This is a genomic window from Flavobacterium aurantiibacter (assembly GCF_002251775.1).
GTDB classification, from domain to species: domain Bacteria; phylum Bacteroidota; class Bacteroidia; order Flavobacteriales; family Flavobacteriaceae; genus Flavobacterium; species Flavobacterium aurantiibacter.
In genome coordinates this window covers 1-14,896 of sequence record NZ_NOXX01000199.1, presented here as the reverse complement: position 1 = coordinate 14,896, position 14,896 = coordinate 1, and the positions used below count along the sequence as shown (strand labels likewise).

Below are 14,896 nucleotides of genomic sequence, written 5' to 3'. Positions count from 1 at the left end.
CAAACAAAATCGATTTCCAGAAAGTAACGAGGCACTGAAACGCCACTGTAAATCAATAATTATTTGATTATGAGATACTTATTTTTCTTGTTTTATTTAAGAGCTGTGTGACAGTCGTCAAAACCATACTTCCATTTCTTAGTTGTCAGATAGTTTCCTACCAGAAAGTTAGAGAAACGAGCAACTCCAGCGCACGAAATTATAGCAAGCAAAAGCACTCGATATGCTTATTTATGTCGACGTATTCTTAATTTAGATATTTTTTGTGCTTGAACTTGCGCCAACTAGGTAACTAAAGAATTATCTCCGAAGCGCTGGCTGCATGAAACCGATCGAAGTTTCGCTTTTTAATTCGAACTACCTAAGTACTTATTGTTCACCAAAGCAGATTTTCTGTACGCTTCGGGTGTTTTCCCAGTTGCTTTTTTAAAGACGTTACAAAAATTACTGTGACTTTTTATTCCCAGTTCATACGAAACCTCGGTAATAGGAATACTGGTTTCGGTTAGTAAAGCTTTGGCTTTTTCGATTTTTCGATCGAGAATGTATTTATAGGGTGTAACTCCAACATATTTTGAGAACATTCGATTGAAGTGCTGCGATTCCCACAGCGTTTGTTTTGCGAGATCGGAAACCTTGATTTTTTCAGTGATATTGTTGTTTATGTAACTAATCACTTGTTTTAAGATGAATGGGATATCGGTTTCAACCGCATCCTGATGGCGCGCCACATCGATATTCCGGTGCTTGTAATTATTTAGAGCCATGGAAACTGCGGCTTTTATATCAGCAGGTTTAAACGGTTTGACGATATAACCGTACGGTCGCGTTTCGCCTGCTTTATCTAAAGTGCTTTTGTCGGAATAAGAAGTTATATAAATAAACGGAATTCTGTCGTTTTTAAGTAAATATGTCCCTAAATCGATTCCGTTCTTTTCGTTTTTTAAATTGATATCTATTAAAACCAGCGACGGCTTGTGCTCCTCTATGGCGGTAATTGCAGCTTCAACACTAACAATGTTGATCATCGCTTCATAGCCTTCTTCGTTTAAGATTTCTTTTAAATCTAAAGCAATTATTAGTTCGTCTTCGACAATCAAAACTAACGGCTTCGTCATAAAAACTCAATTTATAAAACTATTCTTCAGTTGCTATTCGCGTCCAACTATCGGTACATCTCAAAAGAGAAAATCAGTTTATTGCTGCTTTCCCTTTAAAATCCGAGCGTCAGTTCATGAACGACTAAAGTTGCAATTCGTTGCTAAAATATTAAATTCTAGTTCATTTCACCTATTTAAAAAAACACCATTTCTAATGCCGCTTTAGGTGAGTCTTTTTGATTTTTGATTTGATCTTTCCTTAGTTTTAATCCAAAAATCTGCTGCAAGTAAAGAAAAGTACTGCCGAACGCTATTCGTTTAAGTGGATATTTATTGAAATGATGAATGGCTCCAGCTGTTCTAGTCGCGGAAAGACGGCACAACTTCTGAAGATACTTGTTTTGCAAGGAAATTAAACGACTGATGATTTAAATCAACTTTCGAAACTGAAAGGTAAAGGCTACCGCAAACGAATCAAAGGATAAAAAAAATTTAAAATCTTAAACCTAGAGAAGAGTTTCTTGATTTATTGATTAACTAAATGTTTGCGGTGTGCCGTTACAAAGCTACTAACTAATTATTCTTGCAAGTTTAGTGTCATTTTTTCAAGGTCATGTGCTAGATTATACTGCGATATGCCTAAAAACGACTTTTCCTTCTTCTACAAAAAAAATATGCTACCTAACCTACAGGTAATCTCTAGTTCATCTGTAAAAAAACGATTAATGCACTTCTTCAAAAATAACAGCGAATTGCGTTTTTGAGTTGGAAGAATACTGCATGCTCCCGTTTAATTGACCCGCCAAAACGGTGATCAGTTCGATACCGAACGATTTGCTGTGCGTTCTGCTTGTATCAAAACCTACTCCGTTATCTTCTACAATTAACTCGTAGCGGCTGTTGCCTATGCTGCCAACACGTATCTGAATAACTCCCGACCGGCCATCTGGAAACGCATATTTTAAGGCATTTGTGATAAGTTCATTGAGAATTAAACCCAAAGGAATGGCTGTCGATAAATTAATAACGACCGTATTAGGTTCAATTTTAATTTGAATTTTATCTAAATCGGTATTGAATGAGTTGTTGATCGAATCTACTAAATCTTTAAAATACACTTCGAGGTTAATTTTATGGATCGCGCCATCGTCTTGATATAACCGCTGATGAATCAACGACATAGCTTCGATTCTAGCGCCTCCAGTTTTTAAGAAATCAAAGATGTTGCTGTAATTTTTTCGACGAGCTTGAATATTAAAAATACTCATAATCAACTGTAAATTATTTTTTACACGATGATGCACTTCCTTCAACAACAATTCCTTTTCCAAAAGCGACTCGCGAATCATTTCTTTAGACTCCGACAATTCGAGTATCGTGTCTTGTAATTGTTTGGTTTTGAGATTAATCTTATTGTTAAGTTCTTCTTCTCGCTTGCGCTGAATTTTCTTTACGACGAGATACGTGGTAGCAATCGAAATAAATAATGCACAGACCACGAGAATAACCATCCAAACAGACTCGGTGAAACGCTCTTCAAAATGTAGCGTAAGCGACTTTACCACGTCGCTTTTTTCTGGAAAACCGTGGGTTCTAATTTTAATCAACAACTTATGTGTTCCTTTTTTATAGCGGGGAAGCACTATGGTGTTTTCTTTCACCGTCATCCAAGTAGACTGATCTTCGAATTTGTACGAAATCGTTAAATTCTCACTATTTCCCGGATAGCCGTAGCTGTACTTAATTCGAATGATTTCTGCATCTTTTGGAATGGAATAGGAAAAATCGGTAGCCGGTTTAATTTTGTTTCGATTTGCTTGCACCTCATCGATAAGAATGCTGCCTGAAAAGGGAATTTTTTTTACTTTTCTGCTGTCAAACCAAACAAATCCTTTCATAGAGGGAAAACCAATAATATCATTTTCTCTCAAAGAAGGAAAAGTACTTCCGCCATTAAACTCGTTGGTTGGCAATCCGTTATAAGTCAAGAAAATATAGCCTTCAATCAACTGTTTCTTTAAAGTCTTTGAAATTACTTCCTTCTTATTAGCTACAATAAGTCCGTTATTTGTCGATATCCATAAGTTACCAGATGCATCTTCCTCAACGGCATGCGCGGCATTGATTTCGATGTTTTTATCAACTACATGATAGGCAACACCATGATCTACTAAAAAAAGTCCGTCGCCATAACTGCCGGCCCAAAACCGCTTTTTATCAATTGGTTTGATGTAACGAACATTCTTTTTTTCTAAGCCTTTAATAGCATACGTGTTTTTAGAAAACGGCTCGTGTACAAAAACTCCAAGAGAAGTTGCAATAATTAAACGATGGTTAAACGATGCAATAGAATTAATGATTTGTTTTGGCAGCAGCCGCTTGTTAAAAATCGAATCAAATACCGGTTTATTTTTCTCAACACGCGCAATTTTATGTTCGTTAGAAAGCCATAATTTTCCGTCGAGATAAGAAAAAGCCGTAAATCGGTTAAATTCATCGCTAAGTTTTATCGGAAATCGGGTCTTAAAGTCGAGTAATGAAACTAAACTTGAACGCAATTCTAAAAAGTAATTGTCTTGATGTTTCAGTAAAAATCTGAAGTTATAGTTCCACGAATCAAACTCTTCTCTCTTTATTCGGTTAGACTTTGCATCGTAAATCCAGCCGCGCTGCCCATACCAATAATTATCTTTACTTACCACAGAGTAATCACTTACAAAACTGTTAGGCTTAACAAATACCGTATTAAACACTTTTGGTTTTATTATGGCCATACCTCGAGTGTAAGAGGGAAAAAGAAAAAGATCGTGCTTTGAAGAATACGAAAAATTATTATCTTCATAATCTGGCAATGGGGAGTCAACTTTAAACTCCGCTGTTAACCTCCCATCGCGGTAAACAATTTTATAAATTTTCTTTTTGTAGGTAATGTAGTAGTCATCCTCAATTTTAAGTACCTCGTTGAACTTACAAAAGAACCTTTTTACCTTAAAAAAGTTAGTGATTGTCTGATCAGCTTCAACTTTACCAAACTCAATTTCACCACCAGTTATAAGCCCAATTTTCTCTTCATCCACAAAGAAAATTAACTTCCCATATTGAATAAACGTCGAATTATCTCCTGCTTTTATTGGAAGTGATTTCGTTTTGCCCTGCTTATCTAAAATTACAACAGCGTCTCGAAAAATCATGTAAAAATAATCGTCTGTGAGAACTACTCGCTTATTGATGTAAAAGTGGTCACCAAAATCATGTTTCTTCCGGTAATTTATAACGGCTCTATACATAGGATGTGTCGCTGGCAGATAGAAAAAGTTGTCTATAAATTCACCCTCGCTCTTTTTTAAACGCCGTATTTTACCGTTATTTATGCAATATCCTACATCATCCGGAACAGTGTAAAAATAAATCTGCTCGGTTTGTAAATCGCTGAGTAAAAACTGTATCCGCTTCTTTTCAATATCCGGATATTCCGGAATTTGAACTTTAACTACACGCTTCCAATCGTAACGAAACAAGCCGAGTTGCGTGGCTATCCAAACAAAACCATTATTATCAACCTGACAAGCAGTGGTGTACAGCTGCGAGAGTCCGTCGTCTTCATTAACCCATTTTACCACAGAATAATCTGTTTTGGATTGCGCGCTTAAAACACTTGTTTGAAGAAAGAAAAAAAGTAAAAGCAGTTTTTTCATCTTAAGAATGAATCAATACAGTTGTAAAATAATTGCTCACTTATCACGCCACAATTTAGAGTAGAAACTACCTTTAAGCTACAAGTATTCAATTATTTCGAAAATTAAATTTACTCTGTACAACTTAAAATACGCTTAAAAATAGGTCTGCGAATTTATACTTTTTTACAATTAGCAGATTTATTCCGAAGTGCGTGGCCACGAAACATCTGACAAGTGTTTGCATAATTAAGTGACACGTTGTGCACGATGCCCGCAAAAGCGATTGCAGCGAAAACCCCACAGCTGCCGAGTGGTTTCCACCGGTGGCGAGGAGTTGTAGCGAAAAGCGCGACGCTGCGGATCACGGAATTTCCACTACTGCCGCAGCGGTTTGCCCAAAAAATTAGTCCGGCATTAACAATCGTTTTTCGAGAATCTGTTACCTTTAGAAGAATTTCTGCGAAAACTCCTTAAATCAAGGCGTTTGTGTGCGATAAAAAAGTGAACCGTGAGAATTCTATTAACAGGTGCAAATGGGTATGTGGGTCGGCGGTTGCTTCCGGAATTGCTGGCAGCCGGACACGAAGTTATTTGCTGCGTGCGCGACCGAAGTCGGATTGGCTTAGACCTCGAAACGCTCGATAAAGTGAGTATTTGGGAAGTCGATTTTCTGGAAAACGTTACCGACAGCCCACAAGTTCCCCAGGCCGATGTGGCGTATTATCTGATACATTCCATGTCGAATTCTACCAACGATTTTGATGCGTTGGAATTGAAATCGGCGCAAAATTTCAACCGATATATGCGTTTTAGCGGGATTAAACAAGTGGTGTATTTGAGCGGCATTGTTAACGACAGCGTTTTATCGAAACACCTGCAATCGCGTAAAAGTGTGGAAGACGAGCTGTATCGCGGAGCAGCAGCTGTTACCGTTCTTCGCGCAGGAATTATAGTGGGATCGGGCAGCTCGTCGTTTGAGATTATTCGCGACTTGTGCGAGAAATTGCCCGTAATGATTACACCCAAATGGGTTTTAACCAAAACGCAGCCCATTGCCATTCGCGACGTGATAAAGTACCTACTCGGAGTATTGCTGCGCGAAGATTGCATGGGACAATCGTTCGACATTGGCGGCCCTAACATCCTCACGTACAAACAAATGTTGCAGCTATACGCCAAGACGCGTGGTTTTAGAGTGTGGATTTTCACCGTTCCGGTAATGACGCCGAAACTGTCGAGTTATTGGCTGCATTTTGTAACCTCAACCACATATAAATTGGCGGCAAATTTAGTGGATAGCATGACCGTGGAGGTGGTAGCAAAAGACACCAAATTGCAGCGTTTACTGGGAATAAAACCCATTTCGTACACCGATGCCATAAAACTGGCCTTTGTGAAAATTGAACAAAATTTGGTGATTTCGAGCTGGAAAGACAGTCGCGTGAGTGGCCGATTACAAGGAAGTTTAAAGGAATTTGTCCAGGTTCCGCGGTACGGCTGTTTGAAAGATCACCAGAAAATAGAAATTTCCGATGAGGAAGCAGTTTTGAAAAATATTTGGTCGATTGGCGGCATGCGCGGTTGGTACTACGGCAATTGGTTGTGGAAAACGCGCGGACACATCGATAAGTTGGTTGGCGGCGTTGGTTTGCGACGCGGGCGAACACATCCGACGCATTTAGACAACGGCGATGCGCTGGATTTTTGGCGCGTACTCTTAGCGGATAAAGAGCAAAAACGCTTGTTGCTTTTCGCTGAAATGAAGCTTCCGGGCGAGGCTTGGCTGGAGTTTTCGATCGACGAAAATCGGGTTTTGCATCAAATAGCCACATTTCGCCCGCGCGGATTGTGGGGAAGATTGTACTGGTACGCTATGTTGCCCTTTCATTTCTTTATTTTTGACGGCATGATAAAGCGCATTGCTGGTAAAAGCTAACCTTTAGGATTATCTATGATAAAAAATTACACGACCCTTTTTTTGCTTTTCGTTGCACTTCCATTCTGGGCACAAGTCACGATTAAAGTAACGGCAACGCCCGCAAACACACCTGCGGGAGCAACAATTTATGTGGCAGGAAATTTTAACGGTTGGAATCCGGCGGATCCGAATTACATACTAACACCCGATAATTTGGGGAATCTACAAATAACGATTCCGCAAGGAACCGGAACTGCGGCTTTTAAGTTTACGCGCGGTTCGTGGGCAACGGTTGAAGGCAATGCAACGGGCAATTTTTTACCCGACCGCACCTTTTCTTGGGCTATGGTGGGCAGTACACTTAATTTAACGATACTGTCTTGGGAAGATTTAGGTGCTGGCGGCAACAACAGTACGGCAGCTGCGAATGTGAGTATTTTGAGTACGAACTTTTTCATGCCGCAACTCAATCGCAACCGACGCATTTGGTTGTATTTGCCGCCCGATTACCAAACTTCAACGAAAGAATATCCGGTATTGTACATGCAAGACGGGCAAAATTTGTTTGACGCGGCAACGTCGTTTTCTGGCGAATGGCAAATAGATGAAACCTTGAATTCGCTTTTTGCCGGCGGAGATTACGGAGCTATAGTTGTGGGAATTGACAACGGCGGTTCGGAACGATTGAACGAATATTCGCCGTGGAACAATCCGCAGTACGGCGGAGGTCAGGGTGCTTTGTATATCGATTTTATTGCAGAAACACTGAAACCGTATATCGATGCGAATTACCGTACGCTTGAGAGTCCAGAAACCACCGCGATTATTGGCAGTTCGATGGGTGCGCTAATTTCGACGTACGGTGCATTGGCGCATCCGGAATCGTTCGGAAAAGTAGGTGCTTTGAGTCCGGCGTATTGGTTTTCGTACAGCAATTTTACTTCGTATATCGATGATTTAGCAACTGCTACAAACGATTTAAAATTGTATTTCGTGGCGGGAAATAACGAATATGGCAATATGGTCACACACGTGACAACGGTTCGAAATAAGATTGTGGAATCGGGAACGGCGCAAAGCAACACGCTGCTTAAATTCGATAGTTATGGAACACATACGGAAAGCTATTGGCGTGGCGAATTTGGTGCTTTATACACTTGGTTGTTTGCCAATGAAAATTTAGGTATTACCGATTTAGATACTAAGCAAGTACGGATTCAATATTCTGCTGATGGCGCCTTACTAGTTAGTAACTTGCCTTCGCCGCAAGAAGCGGTTTTGTATGATTTGGCGGGCCGAAAAGTGGCGACATTTACATTAGAGAATGGTTTACATCGCAAATCGGTTGCAACGGGAATTTATGTCCTGATTTGTGGAGGAAAATCTTACAAAGTAAAATTTTAACTACATTTTGTAGTTTTTATTCTACAAAATTATTGATACGATACTTTTTTTGTTAAAATTTTACTCAAATTCGTAAAACGAAGTACTTTTTTCTGCTCCTTTGCGTTGAGATAAAAAAGATGCGGATGGAAACGGAGAACAAATTACGAGGAACTGCTGTTTGTACGTTTGGCGTTATTGGTGCGGCAATTGGTCTTAGCATCATTGCGGCGTTTTTATACACCGTTCGTCAGCCTAATCCGCACTGGGGATCCTATTGGGCTTTGAAGCCTGTAATAACTTGTGGAACTTCTGGTTTTGTAGCCGGCGCAATTTTATATATTTTGTTAGCCTATCCGTACAAAACTTTAGCGTGGAGTATTGTAGGAAAATTAGCCGGACTAGTTACATTTTTTAGTCTGCTTTGGGTAGGAATGGTCGCCGGACTAGCAGGCACTTTCTGGAATTAAGATATAGATAAAGTAAAAAAGCCTCCAATTGGAGGCTTTTTTTATACTGCTAAAACGCTGTTTTCGGCGTTAGCAAACGCATTCCATTGAAAAGCATCTGCTTCTGGTTCGTTTTGATACGTACCGTCTACGAAGTATTTGAATTCGTAGTTAGCGTCTTTTGCTACTTCAAATGTAGCTTTAAAGGTACCGTTTTTTTGTTTTGCAAGAGCGCCTGCTTCAGGATTCCAGCTATTGAAATCGCCTACTACTGCAACAGTTTGCGCCTCTTTTGCATCTACAGTAAAAGTTACTTTACAAACTGGTTTACTCTTTATAAATTGTTTCTTGATTGCCATAACTTATTAATAGTTAATATTATACGGCAAAGAAAATAAATACCAAGCACAAAAAAACACGAACTTGCATTTTTGAGACTCTGCTATAAAAACTGTTATAAAAAAACGAATGTCGTATTTCTCAAACGTTTTCCTATTCCGACTTTCTGTAGAAAACGTTTTCAAATTATCGTTTTGGCAAATTGTATTTGTTGGATATTTTAAAAAATTCTATATTTCTGACTGAAAATCTGCTGAAAATGAACACTGAACAACAAGAATTGTATGAAAATGCACGCAAGCGACTTCGCCAAAAGCGGTTACTTTACTATCATTTTGTTTTTTTCTGTATCGGAAATCTTTTTTCCTTTGTTGCCAATTCGTTTTTCGAAGTAGGTGCACCTACAAAGTGGTGGACCTGGGTTTTAGCCGCTTGGGTGTTTCTGTTTGTTCTCCATTTTGTGGATGTATATATCACGAAGCGATTTCTCAACAAAAACTGGGAACGCCAACAAATTGAGCGACTCGTAAAAAAACAAGAACAGCGAATTGAACAATTAAAAAACAAAATCGATTTAGATAAACAATAATGAAGCAAATCACACTCATTGCAGCAATTGGCGAAAACAGAGAACTCGGAAAAAATAATGATTTGCTTTGGCACTTACCCGACGATTTCAAGCGTTTTAAAGCTTTAACGCAAGAACACGACATGATTATGGGTTACAAAACATTTCGAAGTTTACCTAAATTACTTCCCAATCGGAAGCATATTGTGATTAGCACTAAAAAATTAACATCTGATACAGATCAATTGATTTATTGCGGCAGTTTGGAAGAAGCGGTAAACTACTCGAAAACCAATCCGACTTTTGTAATTGGCGGCGGGCAGATTTATAATTTAAGTCTTGCTATAGCCGATAAACTAGAGCTGACGCGCGTTCACGGTAGTTTTGATGCAGAGGTGTTCTTTCCCGAAATTCCAAAAAATGAGTTCGAACTCGTAAAAAGTGAGTTTCATCCCAAAGATGATAAGCATGCCTATTCCTTCACTTACGAAACATATATCAGAACTTCCCGTTAAACCAACCTACAAAAAGCCTTTGGTTTTGTAACTTTGACGCAAATTTTATAAATGGCAGCATCAATTAAGCCTTACAAGAATTCTGAACAGTCTAAGAAAGACCAAATCAGAAGAATGTTTGACAACATCTCTTGCGATTACGATCAATTGAATCGAGTGATTTCTTTCGGTATCGACAACGCGTGGAGAAAAAAAGTAATTGAATGGGTCAGTAGAACAAATCCGAAATCCATTCTCGATGTGGCAACCGGAACAGGCGATCTGGCGCTGATGTTCAAAAATTCGGGCGCAGAGAAAATCGTTGGTCTCGATCTTTCGCCAGGCATGCTAGAAATTGGTCGAAAAAAAGTTATTTCGGAAGGACTTACTAGTTTGATTGATATGGTTGTGGGGGACTCGGAGCAACTTCCGTTTGAAGACAACACTTTTGACGCGATAACCGTTTCTTTCGGAATTCGAAACTTCGAAGATTTGGAACTCGGACTTAGCGAGATTCGCCGGGTATTAAGACCGGGCGGCATTTTCGTCATCTTAGAAACATCAGTTCCGACAAAGTTTCCATACAAACAAGGCTACAAGATTTACACACAAACCCTCCTCCCTACCATCGGACGTATCTTTTCAAAAGACAAAGTAGCGTATCAATATTTATCCGATTCGGCTGCGGTTTTTCCTTACGGAGAAGCTCTAAACAATATTTTGCGAAAAGTTGGGTTTACTAATGTGGTTGCACATCCGCAGACGTTTGGAGTAGCCACTATTTATACAGCAGGGAAATCTTAACATGCGAAAAAGCCTTCTCATTATCGTCTTATTTATGCCGCTTCTCGCGAAAGCGCAATTCCACATGTTTAGTAAAGATCCAATTATCAATTTGGAGAACTTTGACAATCAACGTGTGCATTGGGGCTATTTTCTTGGATTTAATTCATACGATTTTAAATTCGAATACAAGAATGTAGGTCCGGATGTCTTGGTAAATTCAACAATCGGATTTAACGTTGGTCTGGTCGGAAATTTGCGCCTGCACAAACATATAGATTTGCGTTTTGAACCCGGTTTATACTTCAACCAACGAAATCTGACTTTCCCAGGGATTGCCAATCCTGTCGATGCTTTACGCGAAGTAAAATCGACTTATCTTCACTTTCCATTGTTGGTGAAGTTATCGTCGGTTCGAACCGGAAACATCAAACCATACGTTGTGGCCGGCGTGGGAACTGCACTGAATTTAGCTTCGAACGCAGATGCAAAAGACGACAATGCCAACAATCGTTTTCGAATGATAAAAAACACCAATTTTTATGAATTGGGTTTTGGAATCGATTTATACCTTCAATATTTTAAATTCTCTCCTTCGATTCGAGGCGTCTTTAGCTTTAACGATGAATTAATTCGCGATAACGACCCGAATAGTCCGTGGACATCAAATATCCAATCGATGTCTACACGAGCCATTTTTATCAACTTCACCTTCCACTAGAAGTTCTTCGCATTTCAGCTAAAATAATCGCTGCTGCTGTAGTAACATTTAAACTCTCGGTTTGTTGCAATTTGCCGTAGCGCGGAATCGATATTTTTTTTGTGATACTTTCTTCCGTTTCCGAACGAATGCCGTTTGCTTCATTCCCTAAAATGAGGTAGCAGGGCGTTTCCAAAACTTGGTTGTAAACAGACTCGCCTTCCATAAACGCGCCGTAAACCGGAGCGGGTTGTGTGCGAATTGTGTTTGAAATATCTTGATAGGTGACACGAACACGCGCCATAGAGCCCATTGATGCTTGAACAACTTTCGGATTGTATAAGTCGACGGTGTCGGGCGCACAAAGTAATTGAGAAACGCCAAACCAATCGCACAAACGAATCAAAGCACCAAAATTTCCCGGATCCCGAATGCCGTCGGCAACAACCGTAATTTCATCTAATTTGAAACTAGTTGCTTTTGGAATCCGAAAAACCGCTAAAACAGGCGATGCATCTGCCAAGGCACTAATACGCTTCATTTCCGCTTCGTCGATAAGCGTTGCTGCCGAAAACTGCTGCTTGGTACCGGCTGTGGTAAACAAGTATTCCGCAAAATAACCGGCGGCAATCAATTCAGAAACCACCTTAACTCCCTCAGCAATAAATAATTGCTCCTGCTGTCTAAATTTTTTCAGATGTAAAGACGTGATTCGCTTGGTTATTGTTTTGCTTAACATTGAAATAATGTACTTTTGGTTAGTTAATTGGCACTTTTGAAAGCAGGCATCGCAAAAATAACGGTATTTCTCTTAGCGCTTGCAATCTTTAGCGGTTGCAAAAGCACGAAACGCGTAAAAGAAGGCGAACTTCTACTGACTAAAAATACTATTCTAGTCGATGGTAAGAAATCAAATGACGAGCTACTCGAAGATTTGCTATACCAGAAACCCAATAGCAAATTTTTGGGTTACAAGCTGCGATTACAATTATTTAATATTGCAAAAAAAAATCCAGATTCGTCCTACAAGGCAAGGTATCTGAAAAATCCTACGAAATTCAAACGACAGTCAATGATTTTTTCTGCCAAACAAGTTAGGCGCCGCGGCAAATCATTTTTGTACAGCGGTCTGGATAAATTTCTAAAGAAAACCGGTGAAGCTCCTGTAGTTATAAAGAAAGAGCGCGTCGAAAAATCAAAACAAAGATTGCAAGTTTACCTGAGTAATAAAGGATATTTTAGAAATCAGGTTACTGCAAGAATTGATACTGCTGGAAAGAAGAAAGGTACTGTTACTTATACGATTACTCGCGGCAAACGTGCTACCATCGACAGTTTGACACATAAAATAGCTACACCGGCTCTCGATTCGCTGTATCGTCAAATATCTAATAAGGCGCTGCTGAAAATTGGAGAACCCTTCGAAGCCGAGATTTTTGAAGCCGAGCGAAACCGTATTACAAGTTATTTCCGCAATCATGGCGCACTCGAATTTCAGCAAAGTAGTATCGTATACGACATTGATACCATTAAAACCGGAGGAAAAACGTATGTAAAACTAATCATCAACGACCAATCGGTTCGAGAAGGTGATTCCACAGCTACGCGTCCGTTCAAACTTTATACCATCAGCAAGGTCAATATCTATACTGACCAGCCCAAGGATAAAAAATCTGCTCAAGTAAAAGACAGCATAAATTACAAAGGCTTTGATGTCTTTAGTTTTCAAAAATTAAAATACCGTCCCAAAGCAATTACCGACGCTATTTTCCTTAATCCAGGCAATGAGTATGCCGATTTTAGAGCCAACCTGACTACCCGATCGCTCAATAACCTTAAAATTTTCAATCAGCCGACGCTTCAATTTAAGCCAGACCCTTCCAACGAAAATAAGTTAATTGCCAATATTTACCTTTCGCCCAAAGAAAAATACTATTTCTTGACATCACTCGACGTTACTCACTCTAACGTGCAAGATTTTGGAATAGCTGCATCGGCTTCGGTAACAATCCGAAATGTATTTAATGGCGCGGAAACTTTACTAGTTGCTATGCGTGGCAACATTGGCTCTTCAACCGATTTGGCCAATCCAGACAATACATTTTTTAATATCTCGGAATACGGTATCGACAGCCGACTCTCTTTTCCGAGAATTTTATTTCCGTTTAAAACCGACAAAATCATTCCAAAAAGTATGCTGCCTTCAACGAGCATAAATTTAGGTTTCGCAACACAGCGCAATATTGGATTAGATAAGGAAAATTTTACGGGAGCCATGACTTATAATTGGATGCCTGATCGAAACAAAACAGCACGCTTTGACTTGTTTAATATCCAATATGTGAACAACGTAAACGTAAGTAATTATTTCAATGTGTATCGGTCGAGCTATGCCGCTCTGAATGAAATTGCACAAAATGTTAGTACAAACGACAGTTATTTCTCGCCTACAAATGGTAATTTACTTGTTCCTGAAGGAGCCAGTGGATTCACCAGCGATGTCCTCAACAACCTTACATCGCTAGTACCCACAGATCCCAATTACCGTGAAGTGCGAAGCATTGAGGAACGTCGGCGCCGACTTACCGAGAACAACCTGATTCTAGCTTCGAGCTACAGCTATAGTCGTACTACTAAAGCTAACTTGGTTGACAACAACTTTTTCACGATACGTTTCAAGGCTGAATCTGCTGGAAATGTGCTTTCGCTATTTGCTGGAACTGCCAACAGTTTGAATGCACAATCAACTGGCAAGCAGATTTTTGGTGTAGAATTTTCCCAGTACGCGAAAGGCGAATTCGAATTTATAAAACATTGGGATTTACGACGCGAAAAGGTGCTTGCCATCCGTACCTTCTTTGGAATGGCAGTGCCGTATGGAAATTCGACTAATATTCCGTTTTCGCGAAGCTACTTTGCTGGAGGTTCGAACGACATCCGTGCTTGGCAGCCGTACCGCTTAGGACCGGGCAGCAGCGGCGCACGAAATGACTTTAACGAAGCGAACATGAAACTACTGGCCAATGCCGAACTTCGGTTTAAAATCGTGAATAAGTTTAAAGGAGCCGTTTTTGTGGATGCAGGAAACATTTGGAACGTTTTAGACGACGCTACTTTAGCTGAAAGCAAATTCGAAGGCATTCAATCGTTAAAAGACATTGCTGTTGGCTCTGGCTTTGGCTTACGCTACGACTTTAGCTTTTTTGTTTTGCGAAGCGACTTCGGTTTTAAAACCTACAATCCAGCAGAAACGTACAATAAACGTTGGTTCCGCGACTATAACCTTGCCAATATGGTGGTGAACATTGGTATTAATTATCCTTTTTAACGAAAACAAAACTTTCCGAAACCCAAGATTTTCTGAAAAGAAATTGTTTTTGTCTTTGGCCATTTTTAAAGTAAATAAGACAAACCTAGACTAACTACACGTTATTAAATTGTGGCTTAATGGACATTTTTTAGGCTGATAATCGTGTGAAGCGTTG

12 protein-coding genes are annotated in these 14,896 nt (G+C 39.7%); 8 read left to right on the top strand and 4 right to left on the bottom strand.

Annotation, left to right across the window (positions count from 1 at the left end; genetic code table 11):
• Window positions 1–347 precede the first annotated feature (347 nt).
• Window positions 348–1,118, bottom strand: a complete 771-nt coding sequence (locus tag CHX27_RS09030) for a response regulator transcription factor (protein WP_094486446.1) — start codon at window positions 1,116–1,118, stop codon at window positions 348–350.
• Window positions 1,119–1,822: 704 nt separating this feature from the next.
• The gene (locus tag CHX27_RS09020; RefSeq protein WP_094486444.1) at window positions 1,823–4,795 is read right to left on the bottom strand and encodes a sensor histidine kinase; all 2,973 of its coding nucleotides are present in this window, start codon (window positions 4,793–4,795) and stop codon (window positions 1,823–1,825) included.
• 490 nt (window positions 4,796–5,285) lie between these two features.
• On the opposite strand from CHX27_RS09020, the gene CHX27_RS09015 reads away from it, so the two are divergent.
• From CHX27_RS09015 to CHX27_RS09005, 3 genes are all read left to right on the top strand, one after another.
• A complete protein-coding gene (locus CHX27_RS09015) occupies window positions 5,286–6,713 on the top strand; it encodes an SDR family oxidoreductase (protein ID WP_094486443.1) in 1,428 nt (475 codons plus the stop codon).
• A gap of 15 nt (window positions 6,714–6,728) precedes the next feature.
• The gene (locus tag CHX27_RS09010; protein ID WP_094486442.1) at window positions 6,729–8,099 is read left to right on the top strand and encodes an alpha/beta hydrolase-fold protein; all 1,371 of its coding nucleotides are present in this window, start codon (window positions 6,729–6,731) and stop codon (window positions 8,097–8,099) included.
• 125 nt (window positions 8,100–8,224) lie between these two features.
• On the top strand, window positions 8,225–8,548 hold the full coding sequence (locus CHX27_RS09005; protein ID WP_094486441.1) for a hypothetical protein: 324 nt from the start codon (window positions 8,225–8,227) through the stop codon (window positions 8,546–8,548).
• A gap of 41 nt (window positions 8,549–8,589) precedes the next feature.
• Here CHX27_RS09005 and CHX27_RS09000 read toward each other — a convergent pair whose 3' ends face one another.
• Complete coding sequence (locus CHX27_RS09000) at window positions 8,590–8,886, bottom strand: isoamylase early set domain-containing protein (RefSeq protein WP_094486440.1); 297 nt, start codon at window positions 8,884–8,886, stop codon at window positions 8,590–8,592.
• Window positions 8,887–9,125: 239 nt separating this feature from the next.
• Between CHX27_RS09000 and CHX27_RS08995 the strand changes: the two genes are divergently transcribed.
• From CHX27_RS08995 to porT, 4 genes are read left to right on the top strand one after another with little or no spacing between them, the layout of a single operon-like run.
• Complete coding sequence (locus CHX27_RS08995) at window positions 9,126–9,455, top strand: 2TM domain-containing protein (protein ID WP_094486481.1); 330 nt, start codon at window positions 9,126–9,128, stop codon at window positions 9,453–9,455.
• The gene (locus CHX27_RS08990) at window positions 9,455–9,949 is read left to right on the top strand and encodes a dihydrofolate reductase (protein WP_094486439.1); all 495 of its coding nucleotides are present in this window, start codon (window positions 9,455–9,457) and stop codon (window positions 9,947–9,949) included. The genes CHX27_RS08995 and CHX27_RS08990 overlap by 1 nt, the downstream gene beginning before the upstream one ends.
• A gap of 51 nt (window positions 9,950–10,000) precedes the next feature.
• Entirely contained in the window at window positions 10,001–10,732 is a 732-nt protein-coding gene (gene ubiE / locus CHX27_RS08985; RefSeq protein ID WP_094486438.1) for a bifunctional demethylmenaquinone methyltransferase/2-methoxy-6-polyprenyl-1,4-benzoquinol methylase UbiE, read from the top strand.
• A 1-nt stretch (window position 10,733) separates the two neighbouring features.
• A complete protein-coding gene (gene porT / locus CHX27_RS08980; protein WP_094486437.1) occupies window positions 10,734–11,432 on the top strand; it encodes a type IX secretion/gliding motility protein PorT/SprT in 699 nt (232 codons plus the stop codon).
• Here porT and CHX27_RS08975 read toward each other — a convergent pair.
• Window positions 11,419–12,150: a TrmH family RNA methyltransferase gene (locus CHX27_RS08975; RefSeq protein WP_094486436.1), complete on the bottom strand. Its 732-nt coding sequence runs from the start codon at window positions 12,148–12,150 to the stop codon at window positions 11,419–11,421. The two genes, porT and CHX27_RS08975, sit on opposite strands and share 14 nt — an antisense overlap.
• Window positions 12,151–12,186: 36 nt before the next feature.
• Between CHX27_RS08975 and tamL the strand changes: the two genes are divergently transcribed.
• Window positions 12,187–14,739, top strand: coding sequence for a translocation and assembly module lipoprotein TamL (gene tamL, locus CHX27_RS08970; protein ID WP_094486480.1), 2,553 nt, complete (start codon window positions 12,187–12,189; stop codon window positions 14,737–14,739).
• Window positions 14,740–14,896 lie beyond the last annotated feature (157 nt).

What these genes read in the sequence shown, in the direction of transcription:
- CHX27_RS08990 (WP_094486439.1), top strand. Translation starts at nt 9,455, where the DNA reads ATGAAGCAAATCACACTCATTGCAGCAATTGGCGAAAACAGAGAACTC.
- porT (WP_094486437.1), top strand. Translation starts at nt 10,734, where the DNA reads ATGCGAAAAAGCCTTCTCATTATCGTCTTATTTATGCCGCTTCTCGCG.
- CHX27_RS09010 (WP_094486442.1), top strand. Translation starts at nt 6,729, where the DNA reads ATGATAAAAAATTACACGACCCTTTTTTTGCTTTTCGTTGCACTTCCA.
- CHX27_RS08975 (WP_094486436.1), bottom strand. Translation starts at nt 12,150, where the DNA reads ATGTTAAGCAAAACAATAACCAAGCGAATCACGTCTTTACATCTGAAA.
- CHX27_RS09005 (WP_094486441.1), top strand. Translation starts at nt 8,225, where the DNA reads ATGGAAACGGAGAACAAATTACGAGGAACTGCTGTTTGTACGTTTGGC.
- CHX27_RS08995 (WP_094486481.1), top strand. Translation starts at nt 9,126, where the DNA reads ATGAACACTGAACAACAAGAATTGTATGAAAATGCACGCAAGCGACTT.
- CHX27_RS09020 (WP_094486444.1), bottom strand. Translation starts at nt 4,795, where the DNA reads ATGAAAAAACTGCTTTTACTTTTTTTCTTTCTTCAAACAAGTGTTTTA.
- CHX27_RS09030 (WP_094486446.1), bottom strand. Translation starts at nt 1,118, where the DNA reads ATGACGAAGCCGTTAGTTTTGATTGTCGAAGACGAACTAATAATTGCT.
- CHX27_RS09000 (WP_094486440.1), bottom strand. Translation starts at nt 8,886, where the DNA reads ATGGCAATCAAGAAACAATTTATAAAGAGTAAACCAGTTTGTAAAGTA.
- ubiE (WP_094486438.1), top strand. Translation starts at nt 10,001, where the DNA reads ATGGCAGCATCAATTAAGCCTTACAAGAATTCTGAACAGTCTAAGAAA.